The sequence below is a fragment of the Endozoicomonas sp. ALB091 genome, from assembly GCF_049310265.1.
GTDB lineage: Bacteria > Pseudomonadota > Gammaproteobacteria > Pseudomonadales > Endozoicomonadaceae > Endozoicomonas.
In genome coordinates this window covers 815,750-830,508 of the sequence record NZ_JBLYNQ010000007.1, presented here as the reverse complement: position 1 = coordinate 830,508, position 14,759 = coordinate 815,750, and the positions used below count along the sequence as shown (strand labels likewise).

Sequence of the window (14,759 nt, the reverse complement as noted above, 5' to 3'; positions counted from 1 at the left end):
AATCAGGTGCTGGTGGACCAGGGGCTGGATTATGCCAATCCTGACCTGTTGAGAAATCTGCTGAAAAGCCTGGCCGAAGATGGCAAAGGGCTGGCGTCGTCAATAGGCAGCGTAGAATTCAGGTATATCTATAAAGACCATTACAGTCTCAGGCTCTGCCGTAGCTGGGCCAACATTCTGGCAACCATGGAAAAACGACACGCCTTGTCCCAGCATATCCTGACAGCACTGATCCGGGCGATTAAAGACTCTGAACAGTCTTCCCGGAGTGAGGTGCTGGTTGAGTTTTCCCTGGAATCGCTGATGGACAGTGTCAAACAGGATATGACGCTGGATATTCGTGAAGGCAAAGAGCTGGCGGCGTTGGAGCGGGGTTTGCTATTTCTGCATGAGCAGGGTGCCATTATTCTTCAGCAGGGGCTGGCTGTTTTCCGCCAGGCCATGACGCTGAAGATGAACAATGAAGCCCGTAGCCGACGCTATAACAAAGGGGATTACGATCCACTGTTCCGCCATTACAAGGCCCGAATTTCCCAGGTTCATGTGATGAATGAGTATGTGAAGCTGGGGTTGGAGAAAATGGCTTCGGCGCTGCGTCTGGTTCAGGACTATTTTCAGCAGGATAATGCCAGCTTTCTGAACCGCTACTTTAAGGACCGCAAAAAGTTGCTGGAGCTGGCCACCAGCGAGCAGTCTCTGAAAGACATTGTTGAATCACTGGGGAATCCGCAGCAACAGGCGATTGTTCAGGCTCCGGTGGGGCAGAATATGCTGGTGCTGGCGGGGCCTGGTTCCGGAAAGACAAGGGTTGTCGTGCATCGTTGTGCTTATCTGATGAGGGTTCAGCGGGTTCGGCCCTACAGTATCTTGGTGCTTTGTTATAACCACAGTGCCGCAGTGACGTTGCGAAGGCGGCTTTATCAATTACTGGCTCGAGAAGCCCGGGAAGTGACGGTGCAGACCTTTAATGGCCTGGCTATGCGTCTGACCGGAACCAGCTTTCAGGTCCCGGATGTTGGCGGAAATCGCAGTCCGTCTGCCGGCAAACCGCAGAATAATGTCTTTAATTTTGATGAGCTGATTCCTGGGGCAACAGCATTGCTGAAAGGTGAAACCCTGATGCCGGGCATTATGGGGGATCAGGCCCGGGAGCGCCTGCTGGCAGGTTTTGAACATATTCTGGCGGATGAATATCAGGATATTGATGTTCAGCAGTATGAGATGATCTCGGCCATTGCCGGGCTCACCCTGGAACAGGGTGAGCAGAAATTGAGCATAATGGCCGTGGGTGATGATGATCAGAGTATTTATGGTTTTCGTCAGGCCAGCGTCGAATACATACGACAGTTTGAACAGGATTATCAGGCGCAACGACATTACCTGGTGCAGAACTATCGATCTTCCGGTCATATTATCAGCGCTGCCAATGGCGTAATTGGCCATAATAAAAATCGTATGAAAACCCATCAGGAGATCCGTATTAATGATGCACGGCAACACTTGCCGGAGGGCGGCAGTCTCGACAGCCTGGACCCTGTAGCCAGGGGGCGGGTGCAGATACTCGCCTGTGCCGGTATTCGCCAGCAGACCCTGGCGGTGGTTCAGGAGTTGCAGCGTCTGAAAGAACGGATGCCTGACCTGGAGTGGAGTCAATGTGCAATACTGGCCCGTCACGGTATTGCCAAAAAAGAGCTGACCCATATTCGTAGTGCCCTGGAACAGGCGGGGTTTCCTGTCAGCCTGCCGCTGGAGAGTGGTCAGAATCTACCACTTTTCCGGATTCGTGAATTTGACGAAACGCTTCGCTGCCTGAATGAGCACCGTGACAGTGTGGCGGATTGCCATGGTATACGACGCTGGCTGGAAGAACTGTCACTGCCTCCGGCACCCTGGCAGCAGAAAGTCATGGCACTGCTGGATAGCTGGGAGGAGGAAACCGGCGGGGCAGAATTACCGGTCAGTGCGCTGGTGGCTCATATGGTGGACTACCTTCGGGAAACACGGCGGGAACAGAGACTGGGAAATGGTGTCCATCTGGGTACGGTGCATGGTGCCAAGGGCATGGAATTCCCGGTGGTGGTTATGCTGGATGGTGGATGGTTGTCTTATCATTCCAGAGAGTCAGGAACAGCCATTATCCCTGTTGATATCATAGAAGAAGAACGTCGGCTTTTTTACGTGGGCATGACCCGGTCAATGTAGCAGTTGGTGATCTGCCAGCGCCAGGATGTGAACAATCCATTGTAGCTCTTTTGAAAAGCGAACTGGGTGATGGGTGTCTGACTCGTGCAGTGGAACCCTCTGGTGATTACCCACAGCAGCAATTCTATCTGATGGGGTTGGCTGACCTCTATTTGAGTTACGCTGGCTCAATGCCGGAAGCACACCCCATTCATGGGGTACTTGCCGGGTTGAATGCGGGTTTTACAGTAACCCTGAAAAGGGATAAGGACGCCATCCTGTTGTTGGCCGATGGTCAGGCCGTGGCAGCGCTGTCCAAAACCATGATCCGGAATAATTCATCCCTTGTGCATCAGCTTGATCAGGGCAATGGTTCCTCTTTACAGGGGAGTGTGATTGCCATGGTTCGAAGGCGTCTGGAGGATTCTGAGGAAGCTTTCCGGGGCATGCATAAATGCTCGCAATGGGAGGTGCCGGTTGTGGAGTTGGTATTGAGCAGTGAAAACCGGGGCGGTTATTAAAAGGATTCTTTCTTGTTTAATGGATTTCTATAAAATTGAAACTATAATTCCATTTAATTGGCTTATATGAAGGTTTAGTTTCATGTCTTCTCGCTCTGCTGTTGTTTTTCCCAAGGATCTGCGGCTGTTGAAAACACTGGGCGAGAATATTGCCCTGGCGATGAAACGCCGGAAGATCACCCAAACCCGATTGTCTGAGCGTACAGGTCTGTCTATGCCGACCCTTCGTAATATCACCCGAGGTGAACCCGGTGTTTCCATTGGCCACTATCTGGTAGTGCTATCAGCATTAGGGTTGGCTGAAGATTTAGCAAAAGTGGCATTGGATGATGAGTTTGGCCGTAAGTTACAGGATATTGAGCTGCTAACATCCCGGCGCAAAAATAACGAACGTAATTCAGATTCCTTTTAAAGGGAAGGTGCCAGTTATGAGCAAGTCTGTTTGGGTTTACGCCCATTGGCATTCGATGGAACAGCCCGAACTGGTAGGCATATTAGAGGTTGATCTGGTTCGGGGTGCAGAAGTTTACCGGTTTGCTTATGCCGAAAGCTGGTTAAGTTCACCGTTTGCGGTACAGATAGATCCCCAACTGAAGCTGTTCTCCGGTGATCAGTTCAATAATGATGTGCGAAATTTTCGGGTCTTTCTGGATTCGTGTCCGGACCGCTGGGGGCGTTTACTGATGCAAAGGCGTGAAGCGGTTCTGGCCAGGCAGGAAGGGCGGCGTGTTCAGCGGCTCAATGAATCGGATTACCTGCTGGGTGTGCATGATATCTGTCGTATGGGGGCGCTGCGGTTTAAATTGTCCGACAGTGGTCCTTTTCTTGATAGTAATGAACGGTTGGCTGCCCCACCATTTTCAAGTCTGCGGGAACTTGAGTATGCGGTTAGTCAGATTGAGCTGAACCAGGATTTGGATAACCCGGATTATCTTAAGTGGCTGTTTATGCTGATTTCTTCTGGGTCGTCGTTAGGTGGCGCACGCCCCAAAGCCTGTGTAAGCGATGGCGATGAGCTTTGGCTGGCGAAATTTCCAAGCCATTATGATGGTTATGATGTGGGTGCCTGGGAGTATCTGGTTTATCGCATGGCAACAGATGCCGGTATTAACATGGCACCCTGTAAAATCGAGCGTTTTAATAGCTCACACCATACTTTTCTTACCCAGCGCTTTGATCGTTATGGGCAGGTGCGGCGTCACTTTTCATCAGCGATGACTCAGCTGGGTTACTATGATGGTGATGATGGAGCAAGCTATCTGGAGCTGGCACAGTTTCTTATTGAGCAAGGGGCAAACACACAGGCTGATCTTGCTCAGCTCTGGCGGCGGCTGGCGTTTAATATTCTGGTTTCCAACAGTGATGACCACCTTCGTAATCATGGGTTTATACTGGCGGACAATGCGAGTTCAGGCTGGTTGTTGTCACCGGCTTACGATATTAATGTGATTCAGGGTGCAACGGGTCTGCATCTCAATATTGATGACTATTCCAATGAGTTGAGTCTGGATCTGGCGCTGGAAGTAGCCCCTTATTTTCAATTGTCAGCGACACAGTCCAAAGAGATATTGACAGAGCTGCGTAGTGTGACCGACAACTGGCAACAATACGCGAATGAAATTGGCATTAATCGTCAGGAACAGCAGCTACTGGAATTAATACTATTTTGAAACTATATTTTCATTTTTGTTTTAATAAAGAACTTATAGTTTTATTTTATGCTTCTCTGTATTGCTGGATTTCCAGTCAGAAGTTCACTTCGATCAGCGTTTTAATCGAGTTAATCGAGCCTTGCAAAGCTTGATAATTCCAGATAAGTCGTCAGTAAAATCCATTTTAGTCCGACTATAAATCCATAATGGTCGATTTTATGATCCATATTAGTCTAAACTAAAATCCATATTAGTCATGACTGGATTGCTATGGACTACATACCAAGAGCCATTGAGCCTAATTTGCGGGAATGCCTGAAGGATACGCCGGTAGCTATTATCACCGGCCCCCGGCAATCTGGCAAAACGACCCTTGCGCGGCATCTGCTGGAGACGCTCAAGCCTGAGGGCTCCGGAAGTTATCTGACCCTGGATGATGAAAATATCCTGACGGTTGCCCGCAATGACCCTATTGGTTTGCTGCGTAATCAGCCGCGCCCGGTCATTATTGATGAAATACAGCGGGCTCCGGAATTGATTCGTACGATCAAACTGCTGGTCGACGAAGATCGTCAACCCGGGGCTTTTATCCTGACCGGCTCCGCCGATCTGATGACGCTGCCGACGTTGGCTGACTCACTGGCTGGTCGGGCAGAATTTATTACTCTGTACCCCTTCAGTCAGAGTGAGTTGATGCAGAGGCCTGCTGGCGCGCAGGGAGAGCATGATATTATCCGGCAGCTACTGTCTGTGGATTTTACTCCGCAGCACGGGGCGCTGCTGGAGCTTGATCAGGTGATTTCGGCCATAGCGTGTGGTGGTTATCCGGAAGCAATACAGCGTTCTGCCAATCGCAGGACACGCTGGTTCAGATCGTATGCCGATGCAATTATCCGGCGGGATATCAGAGAAGTTTTTCAGTTGCAAAAGCTGGATGAAATGGCGCAGCTACTTAAATCACTGTCTTCTATCTCTTCTGAGGCATTGAACTATGCAAGTCTTGGTAAAGCGATAAAGATGGATAGCAAGTCTGTTCAAAAATACGTTGCAGCTCTTGAAAACCTTTACCTGGTCAAGCGAATTCCCGGGTGGCATCGGAATGAGCTCAAACGGGCAATTAAGCAGGCAAAGGTTCATTTTGTGGACACTGGGCTGCTGTGTTCCCTGAGAGGTATAAATGAAGCGGCTATTAAAGCTGACAGAAATCTTATGGGATCGTTGATGGAAACTTGGGTCTGCTCCGAACTGCTGAAGTCTATCGCCATCAGTGATCAGGACTACCAGCTTTTCCACTATCGTGACAAGAGTCAGCGGGAAGTGGACTTTATTTTGTCAGGGCATAATGGCCAGGCCACAGGCATTGAGGTCAAGGCAGGCATGACGATCAAAAAAGAGATGTTCGCGACTCTGGAAATGCTAATTGCAACGGGCAGTATTCAGCGGGGGGTAATTGTTTACAATGGTGATAAGGTGCTGCCCTTTTCGGATAAACTGGTGGCTTTGCCGGTAGGGTGCATGTTTTGAATATAATTTGAATATAAGCTGTATGTCGTGCAAAAAACAGTGAGAACAAAATCATTTCGCAGAATAAAGAAATCAATGGATTACAGAACCTGGTGAGAACAAAAATAACCACTTAACCAATTGATTTTACTGGAATGCTCGTTTCGTTCGGGACGAAAGGGTCGGAGGTTCGAATCCTCTCACGCCGACCAGAAGCCTTTTCGCCACCTTCCTTTAAAGTCCGAAACCCCTTGATGTTACTGGCTTCTAGCCTATCTTTACTACCGCCACCATCGCACATAATTAATATCTCATCTTCATTTGGATAGTCTTTCTGTCCATGCTCAAGCCACCAGAGAGCAATGCACTCACAAGAAAATTCAGACGTGTATTTACTGGTATTTAAATGAACCACTGACTTGTTTTTGCCCAAGTCGTATATCCCATGTGGTATAACTTTGCCATTGCCCTGACTGGGGAAATCGTGATCATTGACAATCGTTGGCTCAATAGCATCCGTCACCCCTTCGCGATAGAAATTACCCAATGTCTCCTTCTTCTTGGTATCCATGCTAAGTACTGGCTTGCCTGCATCCAAATATTCCTGCTTCAATCTTTTAAGATTTCTGAATTGTGCGTCGCGATCTTTATTCTGCCCCATCGTTCTCTTTTTCTGAGGCTTACGACGACGGAAACCTTGTTCATAAAGCACCTTGGAGACGATATTCTTACTTGCCAGAGTGTCTGTCTTCTCAAGTTGTCGGGAAATATTTCGGCGGGATAGATTTGTCCATCGGACTTCCTGCCGCATAGGATCACCTGCGGTGTGATCGTGTAGAATACGGAGCACGTTCTCAACCAAACAGGGACATACCACCGTTAGTCTTCTTCTTCCCCCCCCTTTTTTACGAATCCGATTCGTAGTGAGCTGCTTTTTGGAATTAAGTTCAGTTATTCCGTGAGCAACAGTTTCCCGATGACAGCCCAGTAATCGAGATATGTACTCGATACCCTCATGACCTAACTTTACTGCTTCAATAGCAGCGTACCTTCGGCGATCTCTCTCATTGAGTGAGCAGAAAAAATCTACCATCTGAGTTTCAACTACTTCTGAATAATTACCCATGACCACTCGCATAGAAAAGATCATCAAAGAATATATTTATGACTCTTTGCTATAGGCGAAATGTAGAAATTATTTCAGGACAATTACTAAATTGGCGAGCTATCTGCCAAGTCTTGATCCGATCTTGCGACGACTGTCTGGGCTAAACAATCAACTAAGAGTTCGCCATCCTGATCCTTGATTACTGCAAATTACATCTGAATTTTCAGTAAGAATTAGCTTTTTATCTATTAAAAAATACATGATATTGTATTTTAATGTATGAAAAAGTATGAAAAGTCGATTATTCTTCTATAATAAACACAAAGTAACCGCTTTGGATGACTCTCGATACCCATGGACAGATTACTTATTACCCAGCTATTGAACTGGAAGAATCAGCCAAAGCGCAAACCTCTGCTTCTGGATGGTGCCCGCCAGGTGGGTAAGTCTTATCTGATCGAGGAGTGTTTTGGCAAAGACCACTTCCGTCGGGTTCTTAAGCTGGACTTTCTGGCTAACCCCAGCCTGGCAGGGCTGTTTGGAGCCAATCTGAATCCGCAAGACATACTTCTGAATATTGAGCTGGAACTGGGTGTTGATATTAACGCCAAACATGACCTTCTGTTTTTTGATGAAATTGGCGAGTGTCCTGCAGCGTTAAGTTCGTTGAAGTTCTTTGCTGAGCAACGCCCGGATCTTTACCTCTGCGCGTCTGGCTCAAATGTTGGTCTGCTGAACTCGTTTCCGGTTGGTAAGGTAGAAGCTCTGGAGCTGTTCCCTATGTCTTTTGAAGAGTTTGTCATGGCATCGGGAAACGAGAAAATTCTGGAAGCCTTCAGGCGAGGACTCCAGATTCAGGCCTCTCACAATAAACTGTGGGATTTGCTGCTGGATTATTATTTTGTCGGCGGCATGCCTGAAGCAGTAGAAACCTGGTTTGCTGACGGGGGAAAGTTCAGTGGCATTAATGAGCGATGCAGCCGGATACAAAACATCCACCGGAGTCTATTATCCGGCTATCTTCGTGACTTTGGTAAATATGGCGGCAAGGTCAATGCACAGCATATAGAAAGGGTCTTTCGTAATGTGCCGTTGCAACTATCCAAAAACATGGATGCATCGGTTAAACGTTATCGGTTTAGCGGTGTGATCGAACGTAAACGCAGTTATCTGGATTTAAGCGGCCCTATTGAATGGTTGGAGAAAACCAAATTGGTGTCGCGCTGTTACCCTATTGACTGCAAACCGCAATCGCCCTTATCTGCCTATCGGAAAGACAATTTATTTAAACTGTTTCTGTTCGATATTGGGGTATTAGGACATATGCTGGATATCAGTTATCAGGAGCATCTTCAGCAAAGTTATGAGTATAAAGGTTATCTGGCTGAGAATTTTGTTCAGAATGAGTTAATAGCCGCCGGCTGTTATCCGACCTATTCCTGGGACTTCAGGCAAGCTGAGATTGAGTTTCTTTTCAAAACCAATAATGGCGAGATCATCCCGGTGGAAGTGAAATCTGGCAAGCGCACACGGGCAAAGAGCCTGAAGACTTATATAGAACGTTACAAACCTGCTCGAACGGTCAAATTAATTGGCTCAGCAGGAGGGACTGAGCAGCCCGGGCAGAACATAGCCTGGCCTTTATATTATGCAGGCAGGTTAAAGACTTTGTAGAAAATTGATCCATGGGGTTCACTTTTGAGGATGGAAGATAAAAAGTACGTATGATCCTTTGCGGATGCAAATCTTCCTGCCAGTCTCGGTTTTCTGTCCTGAGTATCGCCCTTCATGATCGGGTACACCTTTGGCTTTCATATCATGAAAAAATCTGGAGTTTTCTGAATCGTCATCTAGAGTGACTGGAACAGGTTCCTCTTCAGGTGCTCTGGAACTGACCAATTCAGCGTGCTACACGGCAAAACGGGATAAATAGTCTTTTTCAATCCAGCGCGGACGTTCCAGTTGAAAATGTTCTTCCAGCATCAGTTCGGTGCTGGTCAATGCGCCCTCCACCCAGCCTTGCAGATCGGAATAAGAGTCACCGCAAATGTGAATGGGTAAACCGGGCAGGTGGCGCATACGCTTTTGAGTAGTCAGGCTCTTTTGTCCGGGCTTCCACAAACTGTATCCTCCCCCATAGGGGTCTTGAGACCAATCCATGTAGGCCGCAGTATAAGGTTTCGGAATGTATTTCAAGTCATGAAGCGCCTTGAGTTCCTTTTGGGCTTGCGCGACCTGGTTATTGGTGGCCCGGCTCTCGTTGGGAAGAGGGCTCTGTCCCACCGGAACAAAGGGGTTCTCTGCTCCGGCAAACTCATTTCCCTTAGCCAGGGGGTGCCAGTAATCCAGCACCCGGCCATCGGTATAGGCTGCCAGCAACAGAGCGTTGGTGTTGCCAGCTTCACCGGCAGGTCGATCCTCTTCTGCACCAAAATAATAGGACTGTTTGATCTGAAGGTCAGTCACCGACTTACCCCCTCTGATCCCGAGCACCTTCCACCAAGGGTAAGGGTAGCCAAGATAAAGTTTAATGGCCGGTTTTGAAATGACTGAGTCAATGTCCGACCGTATTTCGGCGGTGCGTAAATGAACCGAATCCTGATCCAGTAGCTCCAGCGAGCGTTTTGGTAACCCTAAAATGGCGTGCCGGGCATTAACCACCATTCTGGTACCCCGGGCATTCTCGAACACGAGTTTAACCCGGGTCTGTCCCTGCTGTTTAAATGGGGTTATGGCGCATAGCCTGTGACGGGAGTGGTACCGGCCTCCTTGATTAATAAATCCTTGCACCAGGGCTTCGGGTAATGATTGAAAGCCGGTTGCAATCATCCTTGAGGGAGCATCCCAGCCCGGTGCATTATTTCTGAAGACATCCATCGCCACGGCGGCATTCCAATTGCGAAACGGCGCGTCGTAACCCCCGGCATCATTGATCAGTTCAATCGCTTCTCTGGACAGCACCCAATCCATCAGACTCCACCATCCGTACTCATAGAGCCTTTTTCCTTCCAGGGTATGGGATTGTCGGAAAGCTCTCCACTCATCAGGGGATGCACGGACGCTTTGAGGAACCAGCGTATCGATCACATATTGAATCAGTTCGCCAGGTGTTTTACCCCGCTCATTGAAACTCAGCCGGTAGGGGACTTTATCCGGATCACGAAAGTCCAGGTCACGGAGATGGTGGTTGCGCACAAAAGAAATATTGCCCTGTGTGCCACTGCCCGGAAAGTCAAGAGTGGGTAAGCCCAAAGCGTTGACCAGTTCCCGGGTCACTGCATGACTGGAAAAGTAGCGCATGCCCCCCAGTTCTGCCGGTACGTTGGGCATTCCGGGCATCTTGAGGGAGTAAAGACGGCCGCCAATCCGGTCACTCATTTCAAACAGGTCAATTTTCTGGTGTTCAGGAGCCGAAATTTTATCCCTTAAGCGCCATGCTGAATAAGCGCCGCCCACTCCTGCCCCAACAATCGCAATATCTGTCTCGTAGGCTTCCTGATTCATTATTTTTGGATATCCTGATCAATTGAGCCCGGTTGGTTGTTATGAAATCATGGGAGGAACCGGTTTGTTATCCATGATGCCAGCACGGGGAGCAACAGTGATGACCTTTCTGAAACAACGAAGTGATCCTGATTCATTCCAGAGTGCATATCTGACTGAAAAAGGGCATCACCAAAGGGGATATCGGCAGGGAAAAATAGTCATTAATGTAAATGATAGGCAGAAAATTGAGGATAAAAATTTGGTTTTGTGAGGTGAATAGCGGGGCTATTTGCCGAACAAAAGAGGATTTTTAGATCAATTTGCTGTCGCCGCACGACTGCATGGATGCAGGAGCTAGAGCAACGCAGGAGCAGTTGCCGTGTAGGGCAGTCTATTCTCGGTCAGCCTCCTGGAGGCGGATTTATGCCTGGTCGATACATTCTCGTACACCGGGGGGGGAGGGCGTTGTTGGCCAGGGGCAGGTTGTTTTCCAGTGTTTACCATGAAGTTGCTGCCCCCTTTTGCCATACTCGCTTGCTTGACCCCCATCGGTTCGTAAAGGCTATCGATGGATTCATCCTCGTTCAGTTCATCCGGACGGTCAGGGCGTTGTTGGCCAGGGTCAGGTTGTTTTCCAGTGTTTACCATGAAGTTGCTGCCCCCTTTTGCCATACCCGCCTGCCTGACCCCCATCGGTTCGTAAAGGCTATAGATGGATTCATCCTCGTTCAGTACATCCGGACGGTCAGGGCGTTGTTGGTCTGATTCTTTTCCAGCGTTCGCCATGGCGCTGCTGCATCCTGTTGCCGTGTTCTCCGGTCTGACTAACAGCAGATCGCAATGGTTCTGAGGAGGAGCAGGCAGTGGTCTACCAGTCATGGATCTGTCGTCGGGTTGCCACGGCATGGGGTGGTTACGGCCAGCCCTGGCCGATGATCTTTGGTTGCAATAGCGGTAGGTGTACACACCGATCAGCACAACAAACAACGCGCCCAGGGTGATACAGGCTAAAACGACAGTATTTAGATTTAGTGATTGCACTAACGGTGTTGATTTGGCAAAAGTGGCAGAATCCGGGGAGGAAAAGGTCATGCCTGGTGTCGTGGCCCCAGTTGTTGGGGGCGTTGTAAGTGTGATAGAACCCGGGCTGGAAACGTTCATGGTGGTGCCTGGCACCGTGGCCAGCGTCTCTGTGACAGGAGATGATGGAAGGGCATTAGTACCATTTGATGTATCAATACCAGTATTAACAGCTTGGCAATCCCGCGTTACCAATCGGCGGTCAAGATCTTCACAGAATAGAGTATTATTTAGCCAATGAATACACGCTTGGCGGTTGTATGTTTGCTTTATACCATTAATACTGACATTACAAATAACTGGGTTATCTCCTCCATTGATCTCCGGGGAGGGAGCATTATCAGTACTGTTAACGAAGCTGTTAATCACCGTAGTGTTGGCAGTACTTCCTTTTCCCTGAATGGATCCTGCGCCAATACCAGCATTTGCCTCTTTGCCTGAGGTTATCACCGTGCAGTTCACCGCTGTCGTGTCGATAACATTTGCTTTATTCTTCCTTGCTCCCACCCCAATACCGGCATTCGCCTTTTCACCTATCACCCAGCAGTTCACCGCTGTCGTTTTTATAACATTTCCCTCTATATCATTTCCGCCTGCCAGATATCCCGCCCCAATACCGGCATTCGTCTCTTTAATACCGGCATTCGCCTCTTTACTTGAACCTGAGGTTTTCACCGTGCAATTCACCGCTGCCGTTTCGATAACATTTCCTTTTCTCTGATGTCCCGCCCCAATACCAGCATTCGCCTTTTTGCCTGAGGCTCTCACCCGGCAGTTCAACGCTGTCGTGTTGGTAACAGTTGCAAGGTACGATCTTCCCGCCCCAATACCAGCATTTGAATACTCTCCGGAAGCTGACACCGTGCAGTCCACCGCCGTCGTGTCGGTAACAGTTGCATGGGACCTTCCCGCCCCAATACCGGCATTTGCATCCTCACCAGAGGTTGTCACCGTGCAGTTCAACGCTGTCGTGTTGGTAACAGTTCCTGTTAACTGATATCCCGCCCCAATACCGGCATCTGTTTTATTACCGGAGGTTTCCACCCTGCAGTTTGCTGCTGTTGTGTTGGTAACTGTTCCTTTGTTAATTTTGCCCACAGCAACAGCTGCGGTTGCATTTTCACCCCTGGTAGCAACGCAAGCACGTTCAACGTGAATATTGCTGATCCTGGCGTCGCCTGACATTTCACAAGCCGCTACCCCGGCCGGAGCTGTTGAATTTATATTGGCATCAATAAGACTCAGGTTCTCGATACTGCCCTCAGCGGAGAGGTGTTCTACCAGGCACCGGAAAAGGTTGCCAATGGTATGGCCATTGCCGTCCAACTTGCCGGTAAACGGATGGGTTTTATTACCAATGGGTTGGGTTAACTGGCTACCATCAATATCTTTAGTCAGTTGATATTTATTGCCGCATGATTCCACATCATGGCAGACCCTGCTCAGAGTCTCGGCATCCGCCACCTTAACCCAGGGGGCGGTGTCAGAGGTGGCTGCTGGTGCTGATCCGCCGACCGAGGAAAGGCTGGCCAGAGCTCCCAGTGCCAGGGACGTTTTTGGTAACTGGCCAGCCCGGTGCGTTGTGGTAACGGGTTTACCGGGCTGTTGTCGTGGGTTCTTTGAGGTTTTTCTGGTGTTGTTTTTAGTGTTTTCCGGGGGGGCGTCCGGTGTATTTTCCCTGTGCGTGCCAGGTTCGGGTACCAAACCGGCGTGGGCAGTGACCGAGTTAAACTGATCGCTGGCAAACTGCCCCGCGACCGCGAGGTTGACAAGATAGCCCAGCGCATTATTGATTGTCGGAGGCAGGTTGGCACAGGCTGCTATCGCCCGTCCTGCCAGTGTGATGAACTGCAGGTAATCACTGGTCTGGCCATCACGGCCCGGGAAATCAATGCCAGCAGCAGAGTCAGCAACATCCGGTACTGGCGGCCGGGAATTGGTTGGGTCATAGTGGGGGTTTAGCGACTGAACAAATGCACTGACTGCGGATTGGGCCACCCCAAACCCTCTCCATTGGCCCTCTGGTTGTGTGGTCGGGGTTGTCACCGGTTGCGGGTCAATGGTAGTGCCTGCCGAGGGTACGCCTGGTGGCCGTATCAAAACCAATACCTCATAACAAAGTTGTTTACGGCGATATCGATCCACTGTCTTGCAGAGTAAATACCCGGAGGAGTGAAACAGGTGGACCTTTAACGTTTAACTGCTTTTGACGTGTAATACTGACGCTGTACGTACGCTACTCGAGAAGAAATAATAGCCAGTGCTATAGCAGTGGTGAGAATTGTTTGAATCACATACGCCTTTTTTTACTATGAAAATGCAGATATCTGTTGATTAAATCGGGGCTCCAGCGCTGGACATATATTATCCTTCAGATTGTTGGCCGAGGTCATGTTCTTTTCCGGTGTTCGCCGTTGAGTTGCCCGCTGTTGCCATATTCGCCTGCTCGACCAACACCGGTTCAGCGGATTGATACTCGGTCAGTACCTGGTACACAAGGCTGTCAGAAAAAACTGTGTCATTATGAATCTTGAATGTGTTCAAAAAGAAAGTCCTGACACCAGCTCCCCTCTAAAGGGGATATCGGCAGGGAAAAATAGTCATTAATGTAGATGATAGTGAGGACAAAACCATTTGCCTTCAGCTGCTCAGTGCAACTTGCTGGCAATATAACGGTTCAAACTTACACCGGATTCTGCCGCCTGAATAACCAGATGTCGATGAGTTTCCGGTGGTACTCTTAGCAACACTTTGCCGCTGTAGTCCCTGATGGAAAAAGGCTCCGGGATTGTCTCGTTAGCCGCTTGCATATCCGCCACGGTGTCTGATACCAGTTTCCGAATACCGTTCAGCGCTGCTATCTGGTCTTGTTCCAGCCAGCTCAGGCCGGGAAACTCAGAACACAAGCCCACATATTCCTGATCTTCTTCAGACCAGGTGACCCGATAGGTGTATTTGTCGGTGGATTTATTCATTGCTTTCTTGCTCCATACGTTCTATTGCCTGCAACACTTGTCTTACCTGATAAGGTTTTGCCTTGCCCTTGCTGTCCTGAATATTCACCCTTGGATCCCCTTGCCAGGGAGTTCTGTAAACCCGATGGCTTGAACCTGTTTGTCGGGGAGCCCCAAAGTATGCATCGCAGACTTTACATAAATCCTTGAATCTGACGCCCTTGGGGTTTTTGCTCATCAGTTCGAGAATATCAGATATACTTGCCATTAATTG

At 49.0% G+C, this 14,759-nt stretch carries 12 protein-coding genes; 6 read left to right on the top strand and 6 right to left on the bottom strand.

The window, feature by feature from the left end; translation table 11 throughout:
* Positions 1-6: 6 nt before the first annotated feature.
* The 5 genes from ACO6UX_RS15470 (at position 7) to ACO6UX_RS15450 (ending at position 5,878) form a co-directional block, all read left to right on the top strand.
* Positions 7-2,202 (top strand): ATP-dependent helicase, encoded by a 2,196-nt coding sequence (locus ACO6UX_RS15470; RefSeq protein WP_422449566.1) that lies wholly within the window; start codon positions 7-9, stop codon positions 2,200-2,202.
* A 50-nt stretch (positions 2,203-2,252) separates the two neighbouring features.
* The gene (locus ACO6UX_RS15465; protein ID WP_422449066.1) at positions 2,253-2,702 is read left to right on the top strand and encodes a hypothetical protein; all 450 of its coding nucleotides are present in this window, start codon (positions 2,253-2,255) and stop codon (positions 2,700-2,702) included.
* A gap of 82 nt (positions 2,703-2,784) precedes the next feature.
* Complete coding sequence (locus ACO6UX_RS15460) at positions 2,785-3,114, top strand: helix-turn-helix domain-containing protein (protein WP_422449064.1); 330 nt, start codon at positions 2,785-2,787, stop codon at positions 3,112-3,114.
* Between the two features lie 16 nt (positions 3,115-3,130).
* Positions 3,131-4,372 (top strand): type II toxin-antitoxin system HipA family toxin, encoded by a 1,242-nt coding sequence (locus ACO6UX_RS15455; RefSeq protein ID WP_422449062.1) that lies wholly within the window; start codon positions 3,131-3,133, stop codon positions 4,370-4,372.
* Positions 4,373-4,624: 252 nt separating this feature from the next.
* Entirely contained in the window at positions 4,625-5,878 is a 1,254-nt protein-coding gene (locus ACO6UX_RS15450; protein WP_422449060.1) for an ATP-binding protein, read from the top strand.
* Between the two features lie 112 nt (positions 5,879-5,990).
* On the opposite strand, the gene ACO6UX_RS15445 is transcribed toward ACO6UX_RS15450, so the two are convergent.
* Positions 5,991-7,007 (bottom strand): ISAzo13 family transposase, encoded by a 1,017-nt coding sequence (locus ACO6UX_RS15445; protein WP_422449058.1) that lies wholly within the window; start codon positions 7,005-7,007, stop codon positions 5,991-5,993.
* A 312-nt stretch (positions 7,008-7,319) separates the two neighbouring features.
* Between ACO6UX_RS15445 and ACO6UX_RS15440 the strand changes: the two genes are divergently transcribed.
* Positions 7,320-8,639: an ATP-binding protein gene (locus tag ACO6UX_RS15440; protein WP_422449056.1), complete on the top strand. Its 1,320-nt coding sequence runs from the start codon at positions 7,320-7,322 to the stop codon at positions 8,637-8,639.
* Between the two features lie 234 nt (positions 8,640-8,873).
* Here ACO6UX_RS15440 and ACO6UX_RS15435 read toward each other — a convergent pair whose 3' ends face one another.
* From ACO6UX_RS15435 to ACO6UX_RS15415, 5 genes are all read right to left on the bottom strand, one after another.
* Positions 8,874-10,469, bottom strand: a complete 1,596-nt coding sequence (locus tag ACO6UX_RS15435) for a flavin monoamine oxidase family protein (protein WP_422449054.1) — start codon at positions 10,467-10,469, stop codon at positions 8,874-8,876.
* A gap of 336 nt (positions 10,470-10,805) precedes the next feature.
* Positions 10,806-13,631 carry a hypothetical protein gene (locus ACO6UX_RS15430; RefSeq protein ID WP_422449052.1) on the bottom strand — a complete coding sequence of 942 codons (2,826 nt, stop codon included), beginning with the start codon at positions 13,629-13,631 and terminating at the stop codon, positions 10,806-10,808.
* 264 nt (positions 13,632-13,895) lie between these two features.
* On the bottom strand, positions 13,896-14,075 hold the full coding sequence (locus tag ACO6UX_RS15425; protein ID WP_422449050.1) for a hypothetical protein: 180 nt from the start codon (positions 14,073-14,075) through the stop codon (positions 13,896-13,898).
* A gap of 104 nt (positions 14,076-14,179) precedes the next feature.
* The gene (locus tag ACO6UX_RS15420; protein ID WP_101748750.1) at positions 14,180-14,506 is read right to left on the bottom strand and encodes a type II toxin-antitoxin system HicB family antitoxin; all 327 of its coding nucleotides are present in this window, start codon (positions 14,504-14,506) and stop codon (positions 14,180-14,182) included.
* Entirely contained in the window at positions 14,499-14,753 is a 255-nt protein-coding gene (locus tag ACO6UX_RS15415; RefSeq protein WP_422449047.1) for a toxin HicA, read from the bottom strand. The genes ACO6UX_RS15420 and ACO6UX_RS15415 overlap by 8 nt, the downstream gene beginning before the upstream one ends.
* Between the last annotated feature and the right edge of the window lie 6 nt (positions 14,754-14,759).

Excerpts from the sequence above, each read along its gene's own strand:
- ACO6UX_RS15460 (WP_422449064.1), top strand. The coding sequence starts at position 2,785 with ATGTCTTCTCGCTCTGCTGTTGTTTTTCCCAAGGATCTGCGGCTGTTG.
- ACO6UX_RS15455 (WP_422449062.1), top strand. The coding sequence starts at position 3,131 with ATGAGCAAGTCTGTTTGGGTTTACGCCCATTGGCATTCGATGGAACAG.
- ACO6UX_RS15450 (WP_422449060.1), top strand. The coding sequence starts at position 4,625 with ATGGACTACATACCAAGAGCCATTGAGCCTAATTTGCGGGAATGCCTG.
- ACO6UX_RS15445 (WP_422449058.1), bottom strand. The coding sequence starts at position 7,007 with ATGATCTTTTCTATGCGAGTGGTCATGGGTAATTATTCAGAAGTAGTT.
- ACO6UX_RS15440 (WP_422449056.1), top strand. The coding sequence starts at position 7,320 with ATGGACAGATTACTTATTACCCAGCTATTGAACTGGAAGAATCAGCCA.
- ACO6UX_RS15435 (WP_422449054.1), bottom strand. The coding sequence starts at position 10,469 with ATGAATCAGGAAGCCTACGAGACAGATATTGCGATTGTTGGGGCAGGA.
- ACO6UX_RS15420 (WP_101748750.1), bottom strand. The coding sequence starts at position 14,506 with ATGAATAAATCCACCGACAAATACACCTATCGGGTCACCTGGTCTGAA.
- ACO6UX_RS15415 (WP_422449047.1), bottom strand. The coding sequence starts at position 14,753 with ATGGCAAGTATATCTGATATTCTCGAACTGATGAGCAAAAACCCCAAG.